Raw genomic sequence first — 9,436 nt, forward strand, 5'->3', positions numbered from 1 at the left:
GCAAGCGGCAAAACTGAACCCAAAGCGACTTTGGAGTGATCGATTTCATGCCTCGGATATTGCGCGAACCTATTGTGCACTTTGGACTTTTAGCGGTTGCCCTGTTCGTCTATTTTCAGGCGGTGGCAGAACCAGAACCGGAAGTGGTCGATGATAACATCATCGAGGTTTCCATTGCCGATGCCACCTTGCTTGTCGAGCAATACACGCAGGCCTGGCGTAGACCCCCTACTCGGGAAGAACTGGATGGGTTGATCCAGACCCGCATTCGCGAAGAGGCTTTGGTGCGTGAGGCCCAGGCGCTTGGGCTGGAGCGCGGCGACGCGGTGATCCGCAACCGTCTGCGCCAAAAGATGCAGTTCCTGACGGATAGCGCCGCACAGGCCCTGTCGCCGGAGCCTTCTGTCTTGCAGGCGCATCTCGAGGCCAACGTCGATCTGTTCGAAAAGCCCGGAACTTTGGCCTTTGATCAGGTGTTTCTTGGTGAAAACCCTTCGGTTGAGGAGGTGAACGCTGCCTTGAGCGCGTTGCATGGGGGCGCTGATCCATTGTTGATGGGGCAGGTATCGATGTTGCCGCCTCAGGTCCCGGCTTCGGTTCCAGTTCAGATCGATGGCGGATTTGGGCGCGGGTTTGCGGCGACGCTGTCGAGTTTACCGAAGGGCGAGTGGGGCGGTCCAGTGCGGTCCGGGTTTGGCATTCACCTGATCCGGGTGTCCGAAGCAGAGCCGCCCCGGCTCCCCGATCTGGCTGAGGTGGAAGATAAGGTTTTGTTTGATTGGCGCCGACAGCAGGCCTCGGCCTTGTCCGAGGCGCAGGTCAAGGCGCTGTTGACGGCCTATGCGGTTGAAACGCCGTCTGAGGATGAGTTGAACGCGCTGGTAGCACAATGACAAGGGTGTTGGTGACCCTCATGGCCCTATGGGTCTGGGCCGGAATGGCACAAGCACATGCGTTGGATCCCGGGTATCTGCAATTGCAACATCTGGACGACGACGCCTGGCAAGTGTTCTGGCGAAAGCCGACAGTTCAGGGTGAGCCGATGGCGATTGACGCGGTGCTGCCGTCCAATTGCGCGCCTGCGCGTGCCGAGGGTGATCCGCAGTTTGATGGCGCGGCCTGGGTGTCGCAATGGGTGGCGCTCTGTCCCGGTGGACTGGCGGGGCAACTGATCGTGATCGACGGGCTGGAGGCGACGCGGACAGATGTACTGGTGCGCCTGTCCGGGCCAGAGGGGCAGGCCCTGTCGAAGCGGCTGACGGCGGATCAAACCGGGTTTACGGTGCCCATCGACATGACCGAGTGGGCAGTATTCTCCAGTTATGTGGCGCTTGGGTTTGATCACATCCTGGAAGGGTTTGACCATCTGCTCTTTGTCTTTGCCTTGCTGGTTCTGATCCGGCACCCATGGCGGCTGGTTGGGGCCATCACTGCCTTTACCGTGGCGCATTCGATCACGTTGGCGTTGGCGACGCTGGACCTGATCCGGGTGCCGTCACCCCCGGTCGAAGCGGTGATTGCCCTGTCCATCGTATTGCTGGCGGTCGAGATCCTGCGCCGAAGAGAGGGTGGCGATCAACTGACCGAGCGCTATCCGTGGCTCTTGTCCTTTGGTTTCGGCCTGTTGCATGGGCTGGGGTTCGCTGGCGCGCTCGCCGAGATCGGCCTGCCGCAAGGGGATATCCCCTTGGCGCTCCTGGCGTTCAACGTTGGCGTTGAGGCGGGGCAGTTGGCCTTTGTGGCGGTCATCCTTGTAACTTTCGCTGTTCTCCGCTGGGTGGCCCCGAAGGTGACTGCGGTTCTGCGCGATCCAACCTCTGCCGGGACGCTGGTTATGGGCTATGCCATTGGAGGCGTGGCCACCTATTGGCTGGCCGAGCGGGTCGTCGGGTTCTGATCGGCTGAGGTGTCGGGGGGGCTCCCGCCCGTCGTCTATGTCCCTTGCGGGACATCTCCTCCCGTTGGGCCGGGCGCCTCGCCTGCGGCGAGGCGCGGTATCGCGGATCGCAGACCTAGCCCAACACAGTGAGCCAGAGCCACACCGACAGGATCGAGGCCCCCGTGGCCATCAAGACCGACGATGCCGCCACCCGCTTGGCGCGGCCGTACATGTTGGCAAAAATGTAGGCGTTGAATCCCGGGGCCATTGAGGCGTTGAGCACCGCAGAACGGAACAGATCCTGCGGCAGCGCCAGTGTCTTGCCAAACAGCCAGACCAGCGTTGGATGCACCATCAGCGAGATGCAGCACACGAAAAGGATGGTGCGCATGTCACCCTCGGGCCGGTACTGGACCAGTACGCCACCAAGCGCAAAGAGCGCGCCGGGCAGGGCGGCCCGGATCACGAGATCGAGCGCGTCATCCACCACTTGCGGCATAACCAGCCCGGTCAGGTTGGCGATGAACCCCAAGGCGATACCGAGAATCAGCACATTCTTGAACATGGCCGACAGGACCGAGCCAACCATCTTTGTCCCGCCGTTGCCGCGATTGCGGATCACCTCCATCACGGTGATGCCGACGCCGTAGCAAAAGGGTGAATGAAAGGCGATGATTGCGTAGTTGCCGGTCAGATTATCCGACCCATAGGCGCGCTCTGTAATCGGCAGACCCAGCAGGACCGAGTTTGAAAACAGACAACAAAAGCCGATGACGACCGCATCCTCCCAGTCCCGTTTGAAGATCAACCGCGCCCCGGCCATGCCCGCAATGAAACAGAGCGCGGCCCCAGTGTAGAAACTGGCCAGCAGGCGCGGATCAAAGCTCGCCTGCAAATCCAGCGAGGCGATGGCGCGAAACAGCAGGCAAGGGATCGCAAAGCTTTGCGTGAACCGCATCAGCCCGTCGATGTGGCTTTGGTTGAAGAACCCGGCGCGGGTGACCGTGTATCCGGCTCCGATGACCAGGAAAACCGGCAGGATGACGTCGATCAGGCTTTGGAACATGGGGTGCGACGTCTTTTGCGGTTCAGGTTACAAACTGTAGCGGATCACCATGCCGTCATAGGCCGGCGTGATGTGGTCGGGGGTTTCGGCCTCAACCGTGGCATAGTCCAGATCGATGTGCATGTTGGTCAATACGGCGCGTTTTGGCGCCATCTTCTCGATCCATTCCAGTGCGCGGTCCAGATGCACGTGGGTGGGATGCGGAGCGCGGCGCAGGGCGTCCAGGATCCAGCAATCCAGCCCTTCAAGTTCGGCCCAGGCGTCGTCATAAATCTCGGCCACATCCGGCAGATAAGCCAGGTCGCCGATGCGAAAGCCCAGGCTGTCGATTGAGCCATGGCCAACGGTGAAGGGCCGGAACGAGATTGGACCGCCGGGGCCGTTGATTTCAAACGCACCGTCGATAGTCTTGAGGTCGAGGATCGGCGGATAGGGCGAGCCTTCGGGTTGAATGAAAGCATAGCCAAAGCGCGACAACAGGGCGTTCTGCGTGTCCCCATCGGCCCAGACCGGAACGCGGGCGCGCATGTTGTAGACGATCATGCGCAGGTCATCGATGCCGTGCACATGGTCTGCGTGCGAATGGGTGTAAACCACACCATCCAGCCGCCCAGTGCCCGCATCCAACAGTTGGCCCCGCATGTCCGGCGTGGTGTCGATCAGCACCGTTGTGGTGCCTTCGGGTCCGTCGCGCTCGACCAGCATCGAGCAGCGGCGACGCACATTGCGCGGATTGCTGGGGTCGCAATCGCCCCAATGGCCGCCAAGACGCGGCACGCCGCCGGACGAGCCGCAGCCCAAGATGGTGAAACGCAACTCGTTTGTCATGCAGCCGCCTTATGCTGGGCAGCTTTGGAAAACAGCCGGTCGAAATTGGTCTGCGTTTGTGCTGCGAAATCTGCGTAGTCCATTCCAAATACCTCGGCCCCTTTGCGGGCGGTATGGGCGGTGTAGGCTGGCTCATTTCGTTTGCCGCGATAGGGTGGGGGGGCCAGATAGGGCGCGTCGGTTTCCACCAAAACGCGGTCGACAGGCGCCATGGCAAAGATGTCGCGCAACTCCTGACTTTTGGGGAAGGCGGCGATGCCTGACATCGACAGGTAAAAGCCCAGATCAAGGGCCGCCTTGCCCAGTTCGGCAGAGGAGGAGAAGCAATGCATTACACAGGAATAAGGCGCGTTGCGGTGTTCTTCGGCCAAAATGCGCGCCATGTCGTCATCGGCGGCGCGGGCGTGGATGATCAGCGGCAGGCCGGTGCGCTGCGCGGCTTCGATATGGATGCGCAGGCTCTGTTTCTGAACTTCGGCGCTGTCGGCGGTGTAGTGATAGTCGAGACCAGTTTCACCGATGCCCACGAATTTCGGATGCGCTGACAGAGTGACAAGCTGGTCGACGGTGGCCAGCGGCTCTTCGGCGGCGCTCATCGGGTGGGTGCCTGCGGCGTAGAACACCGGCGCGTGGGCTTCGGCAATGGCACGCACGGATGGTTCGTTGCGAAGCCGGGTGCAGATGGTCACCATACGGGTGACGCCAGCCTGGGCCGCGTTTGCAATGATCGTATCCAACTGCCCCTCGAAATCGGGAAAATCGAGGTGACAGTGGCTATCGGTGATTTCCGGTGTGATCTGGTTGTCGCTCATTGGCCCCAACTGGCGGTTTCCTGCATCTTGAAAAGCGTATCTAGGACAAGTGCAGCGGGGTCAAGGTTCACCGCCTGACCATGACGTGCACGGGCTGTGATCGTTGCGGCAATTTCCGCCCATTTTCGGCCCCGGTGGGGACCCGAGGCCAGTTTGAGCAGCACCTCGGCTTCGCCCGGTGCGGCTTGCGGTTCCGGCGGTTGCCCGGTTGCACCTGTGCGGGCCAGCCGGGCCAATGAGATGTCGATGAGGTTGAGGAGCAGTTCGAACTTCTCGGTGGCCCCACGTTCGGCGGCAGCCTCGGCCAGTTTCAGAGCGCGGGAACGATCCAGCCGGGGCATGGTGCCCAGAATGCCGATCAGTTCGGAATAGATCTGCAATCCACCCAGATTGATCAACCTCAGCGCGGCGCCAACAGACCCTGCAGCCAACGCGGCCAAATGATCGGGGTTGGCGGGCGGCTCGGTGCCGGTCTGCGCAAGGGCGGCCTGCATGTCGCCCGCATCCAGCGGCGACAGTCGCAGGGTTCGGCAGCGCGAGCGGATTGTGGGCAACAAGCGCGAAGGTTGATGCGAGACCAGCAAAAGCGTGGTGCGCGCAGGCGGTTCTTCGAGCATTTTGAGCAGTGCATTGGCCGCACTTGTGTTCATTTCGTCGGCACTGTCGACGATGACCACACGACGCCCGCCGTCAGTAGCGGACAAGCCAAAGAACCTGCCCAGCTTGCGGATATCATCCACCACGATTTCGGTCCGAACCTTGCCATTGTCATTCAGTGAGCGGGTGATCGAGGCCAGCCCCGGTTCCGCGCCAGCCAGAATACGATGTGCCACCGGGTGATCCGGGGCAATGTCCAGCGAGGTGGGCGGGGGCGGGGCACCAAACAGTCCGCCGTCATCCGCCGGTGGCGTCGCCAGCAGGAACCGCGCGATGCGCCAGGCCAGCGTTGCCTTGCCGACGCCTTGCGGGCCGGTCAGCAGCCAACCGTGGTGCAGGCGGTCCGAGTTGAAGGCACCCAGAAACGCCGCTTGTGCCGCGTCTTGGCCAAACAGCTGGGCAGTTTCACGCGGGTGGGGCGCACCGGGCGCCTGATCCGGAGAGGGGTGGTCGTCGCTCATGCCCGCTCTATACCAGAGCCTGTTCCACAACGCCCGCAATATCGCGCGCCACGGTATCCATGTCCCGGTTGCCGTCGATCACACGAAAACGGCCCGCGAATTCTTTGGCCAGCCCCAGAAAACCGGCCCGCATCTTGCGCTGCAGCTCGGGTCCGAAGTCTTCGAACCGTTCCTCGGTGCCCTGGCGGCCCTTGGCCCGGCTGAGTCCGGTTTCGGGGTCCATATCAACCAGGATCGTCAGGTCCGGCTCGCGTCCGATCATCAGCCCGTGCAGCTGGTCGACCAGCGCGCGCAGATCACCGCGCGACAGGCCCTGATACATGCGGGTGCTGTCTGCGAACCGGTCGCAGATTACGACTTGACCTGCCTCCAACGCGGGCAGGATCGTCCGTTCCAGGTGGTCGCGACGGGCAGCGGTAAAGAGCAGAATCTCGGTCTCGGCGGACCAGCGATCCGGGTCGCCCTCCAAAACCAGTCGACGAATTTCCTCGGCCCCGGGCGAGCCGCCGGGTTCACGCGTCAGCACGACATCGCGTCCCTGCGCCCGCAGGTGTTCAGCCAAACGGCGCGCTTGGGTGGATTTTCCTGATCCGTCGATGCCCTCGAACGTCAGGAACAGACCTTTGGGTGTTGTCACATCGCCCCCGCAGGACCGTCGGTGAATTGTTTGAGCAGCAGGCTTGCCGCCGTTTTCATTCGCACCACGAAACCTCCAAGAGGCACGTCCTGTGCGGCCACCAACGGACGGCGCATTTCGGGCAAACCTTCGGGTTTGATCACCAGCTCAGCCAGTTGCTGACCTTTGACAATGGGGGCGTTTAACGGCCCGTCATAGACCACTTCGGCCTGAACCTCTTTGCCGCCCAGAACCGGCAACAGCAGGCTCAGGTCTTCGGCCGGGACCAGCCCTACCGATTGTTGACTTCCCATCCAGACTTGGGCTTGGGCGACGGGGGTGTCGGCTTTGGCGATGGTCTTTTGGCTAAAGTGGCGAAACGACCAGTTAACGATGGCTTCCGCCTCCTCTGCGCGTTGCGCCGTGCTGTCGAGGCCCGACACCACAAAGATCACGCGGCGGTCCGCCTGTTTGGCCGAGCCCACAAGGCCATACCCTGCCTCTTGTGTGTGGCCGGTTTTCAGGCCATCCGCGCCGATCCCCAGTCGCAACAAGGGGTTGCGGTTGCGGGTGTTCGAGGGCGCGCGACCGTCGAATTCGAACTCGGTTTCAGCAAAAAGGGGGTAGTACTGCGGGAAGTCAGTGATCAGACGGTTGGCCAGTATAGCCAGATCCTGCACCGACATCCGGTGGCCCGCCGCAGGCCAGCCGTTGGAGTTGGCAAAGGTCGAATTGTCCATTCCCAGTTGCTTGGCCCGTTGCGTCATGTAGCGGGCAAACCCGGCCTCGGATCCATCAGGGCTGAGCGCTTCGGCGATCACGGCGCAGGCATCATTGCCGCTGAGCACGATGATGCCGCGGATCAAATCCTCGACCCGGACCCGGTCCTGAGTGTTCAGGAACATGGTCGAGCCGCCGTAGTTCATCGCATGTTGCGAAACAGGCAGGCGTTCGTCCAACGTCAGACGCCCGTCGCTCAGGGCTTCGAACGCCACATAGAGGGTCATCAGTTTGGACATTGACGCTGGTGGCAGGGGCTCTTCGGCGTTTTTGGCCAGCAGGACCGTGCCGGTGCTTTGATCCAGGACATAGGCCGCTGTGGCCTTGGTATCAAAGGCATGGGCCGGCAGAGCTGCAAGCGCCAGGGCAAAGGCAGCAGCAGTTGTGCGGAGCGACGACAGCACGGGTTCAGCTCTCCTTAGTTGGTGACGGCATAGGCGTCAGAGAATCCGGTTTCCTTGACCTGCTTGAGCAGGGCAGTCCGTTCTGATTTGGTTTGCGCCGGGCCGACGACAACCCGCCAGAAGGGCTTGCCGTTCAGTTTCTGTGCTCGCACGGTCGGAACCATGCCTGCATTGCGCATCTGGTCTGCGGTGCGGTTGGCGTTGGCCTCGACGCTGAAGATGCCGATCTGAATGTATGGCTTGGACAGCGACGATGACTTGGGTTTCGGCGCAGGCGTTGCGGCAGCGGCCGAGGCTTCCACCACAGGGGATTCTACCGCAGCAGGGGCTGTGGCATCAATCGCGGCAGCGGCCCCAGCGATCGGGTCCAGCGTTGTTTCGGTAATCTCGGCTTCGGGTTCGACGGCGGCCACTTCGGTCGGCTCGACCTCAGGAGTTTCCTCAACGGTTTCGCGGCGCAGCGCGGTCACGTGCAGTTCGACCGGGGCGCCGGCCAACATGCCAAGCGCGGCTGCCGCGTCAGACGAGGCCTGAATGCGCGGGCCGGGGATTTCACGCTCGCGGCGGAACAGGGCCCCGATCACGAACTTGCCGTTTGCATTGTTGCGGATGATGACGCGCTCGGGTTCGGTTACATCAGCATGTGCAACCCAGACACCGCCGAGCGAGGGGCGACCGTCCCAAAGACCGGCTTCGGTCACCTCAAAAACTTCGGGCGCTTCGACGTCGCGTTCGATCAGCTGGGTGCTTTGCCCGCTGGCCTCGGTCGTTGTGTCCTTGTCCTTGGGTTGCAAGAAGGACATGTTCGGCCCTTCTTCGCAGCCGGCCAAAATGCCCAGTGTCGCCACAAACAAAACAAGTCGTTTCGGCAACTTGCGTGGTTCTGTCCGTCCTTCAACCCCGTAGGTCATGTCGTGTTCCTTGCCTGTTTTGGGCGTCTTTTGCGCCCCATGCGCCGGTTGTCCGGTCGTTTGCCCGCGTATCAAGCCCTAAGCTTGTTTGCCAAGATCATAACGCGTGAGGCTTTTCATTGAAAGTCCGCAGCGCATCGGTCGGCAAGTTTTCCCCTTTTTCAGCTTGCGTCGCCCAAGTGGACGCCCTAAATCACGTCGCACGCGGGGAGGTGGCAGAGTGGTCGAATGCGGCGGTCTTGAAAACCGTTGGGCGTGAGAGCGTCCCCAGGGTTCGAATCCCTGTCTCCCCGCCACTTATCAATAGGTTAGCGCCTTTTGAGAGCCGCTCCTCATAGAAGCAAATTTTGCGTTTCCCAAAAAGTTTCCCATCTTCACGCTTTGTTTTCGCTCTGTTCTCGCAGGTGGTGAGCCTGTTTGGCGAGGCGCTTTTGATTGGCCCCTTTGCTGTATTTTTGTACCATCGATAGACTTTTGTGCCCTGTGATCGCAGCGATCTGATGATCCGTGCATCCAGCTTCGGCCAATTCACTAGCAGCGCTGTATGCCTACCCCCCCACTACACACTTCATTGAGCAGGTAGGCCAATAACATGTGACATTGAAAAGTCATCCATTTACGCGGACACAAAGTCTAAGAAGGACAACAGAACCGGAGACCGAAGCTGTAGATGTAGAAGTCTGACCCAAACGGGCAGGCGCGAATTGTCCCCGGAGCGGAACTTTAAGAAGAACCCAGAGTGATGCCTTGCAGCTCGCTGAGACGCATCCTGTCATCTCGCCGTGGTGGTTGGTAAGAACGTCTGCTTTGCGCAGGAAGCGGGCTTTGCAAAGTCGCGATGAACGCAGCCAGGCACATAACACAAACGGCCGATTTCGTTGAAAAAGTCGTTGGTTTTTGGCGTTGCGCGTTTAGCTACTGCGCTGATTTTATTGAACGACCGATGCTGAGGCTTGTTGTCAGCCGGTGGTTGTCACCATTGGCTTGAGTTTTGCTAGTTTCCGGAGGTTTTGGGCGATGGC

General features: G+C 61.0%; 9 protein-coding genes and 1 tRNA gene. 3 read left to right on the forward strand and 7 right to left on the reverse strand.

All coding sequences use genetic code 11. The features are described from left to right. Positions 1-47 precede the first annotated feature (47 nt). Together TRM7615_RS23205 and TRM7615_RS23210 are read left to right on the forward strand one after the other, a co-directional pair. Positions 48-893 (forward strand): peptidylprolyl isomerase, encoded by an 846-nt coding sequence (locus TRM7615_RS23205; protein ID WP_125133735.1) that lies wholly within the window; start codon positions 48-50, stop codon positions 891-893. Positions 894-913: 20 nt separating this feature from the next. Then, positions 914-1,897: a HupE/UreJ family protein gene (locus tag TRM7615_RS23210; RefSeq protein WP_235824193.1), complete on the forward strand. Its 984-nt coding sequence runs from the start codon at positions 914-916 to the stop codon at positions 1,895-1,897. Between the two features lie 115 nt (positions 1,898-2,012). Here TRM7615_RS23210 and TRM7615_RS23215 read toward each other — a convergent pair whose 3' ends face one another. Genes TRM7615_RS23215 through TRM7615_RS23245 form a run of 7 tightly spaced genes read right to left on the reverse strand, consistent with a single transcriptional unit; the run spans position 2,013 to position 8,414 of the window. After that, the gene (locus tag TRM7615_RS23215) at positions 2,013-2,945 is read right to left on the reverse strand and encodes an AEC family transporter (protein WP_108792250.1); all 933 of its coding nucleotides are present in this window, start codon (positions 2,943-2,945) and stop codon (positions 2,013-2,015) included. A gap of 27 nt (positions 2,946-2,972) precedes the next feature. Further along, positions 2,973-3,773, reverse strand: a complete 801-nt coding sequence (locus TRM7615_RS23220; protein WP_108792252.1) for an MBL fold metallo-hydrolase — start codon at positions 3,771-3,773, stop codon at positions 2,973-2,975. Next, positions 3,770-4,585 carry a TatD family hydrolase gene (locus TRM7615_RS23225; protein ID WP_108792254.1) on the reverse strand — a complete coding sequence of 272 codons (816 nt, stop codon included), beginning with the start codon at positions 4,583-4,585 and terminating at the stop codon, positions 3,770-3,772. Before TRM7615_RS23225 ends, TRM7615_RS23220 begins: the two co-directional genes overlap by 4 nt. Then, entirely contained in the window at positions 4,582-5,703 is a 1,122-nt protein-coding gene (locus TRM7615_RS23230) for a DNA polymerase III subunit delta' (RefSeq protein WP_108792256.1), read from the reverse strand. The genes TRM7615_RS23225 and TRM7615_RS23230 overlap by 4 nt, the downstream gene beginning before the upstream one ends. Positions 5,704-5,710: 7 nt before the next feature. Next, a complete protein-coding gene (gene tmk / locus TRM7615_RS23235) occupies positions 5,711-6,340 on the reverse strand; it encodes a dTMP kinase (RefSeq protein WP_108792258.1) in 630 nt (209 codons plus the stop codon). Continuing rightward, complete coding sequence (locus TRM7615_RS23240; RefSeq protein WP_108792260.1) at positions 6,337-7,503, reverse strand: D-alanyl-D-alanine carboxypeptidase family protein; 1,167 nt, start codon at positions 7,501-7,503, stop codon at positions 6,337-6,339. The genes tmk and TRM7615_RS23240 overlap by 4 nt, the downstream gene beginning before the upstream one ends. Positions 7,504-7,517: 14 nt before the next feature. Next, positions 7,518-8,414, reverse strand: a complete 897-nt coding sequence (locus TRM7615_RS23245; protein WP_108792280.1) for an SPOR domain-containing protein — start codon at positions 8,412-8,414, stop codon at positions 7,518-7,520. A gap of 206 nt (positions 8,415-8,620) precedes the next feature. Here TRM7615_RS23245 and TRM7615_RS23250 point away from each other — a divergent pair. After that, positions 8,621-8,710: transfer RNA gene (locus TRM7615_RS23250), tRNA-Ser, on the forward strand. Positions 8,711-9,436 lie beyond the last annotated feature (726 nt).

Source organism: Falsiruegeria mediterranea M17 (genome assembly GCF_900302455.1).
Classification (GTDB): domain Bacteria; phylum Pseudomonadota; class Alphaproteobacteria; order Rhodobacterales; family Rhodobacteraceae; genus Falsiruegeria; species Falsiruegeria mediterranea.